Source organism: Bradyrhizobium sp. NBAIM08, from assembly GCF_020193935.1.
GTDB classification, from domain to species: Bacteria; Pseudomonadota; Alphaproteobacteria; order Rhizobiales; family Xanthobacteraceae; genus Bradyrhizobium; species Bradyrhizobium yuanmingense.
Window position 1 is genome coordinate 1 of record NZ_JADYVR010000119.1, and the last position, 491, is coordinate 491.

The following is a 491-nucleotide window of genomic DNA, read 5'->3' on the forward strand; positions in this document are numbered from 1 at the left end:
GTGGAAATGTTCACGGTGCCGCTTGGCCTGCCCACGTTGCAAGGCCAATTTACCGACTTTGGCCTGCTGATGGCCGGCTCAACCCTGGCCGCGCTGCCAACGATCGCGGTGTTCCTGGCCTTTCAACGCTACTTCCTGCAAGGCCTCACGGTAGGTGCGGTGAAGGGGTGATCGTGCTCATGAATTGGAATCGTGTTGAGCTTTGTAAATGACCCCCGACCCCTAAAGGGGAGTCGTTGACATCATCAGCGACTCCCCTTTAGGGGTCGGGGGTCTCCGAATCTGCAATGAATTCAACCGGCTTCGAGATCAAAACCCTTGAGGATTTCCAACTGCTCAGCGATGCAGTCGGCGTTATCAATGCGTATCTCGATGACTGGCCGTACGTGCGAAAGATTGATCAGGCGTTGACCGATCACTGGCACACGCTCGCGGCATTTCAACCCGCGCACATTTGGATCGCCTATCAAAATGGCATTGCCCAAGCCGTG

Annotated in this window: 1 protein-coding gene; it reads left to right on the forward strand. The window is 55.8% G+C overall.

The features are described from left to right. Nucleotides 1-287: 287 nt before the first annotated feature. Nucleotides 288-491, forward strand: a 204-nt coding sequence (locus I6F37_RS38700; RefSeq protein WP_225154171.1) for a hypothetical protein, incomplete at its 3' end; no start/stop codon positions are given.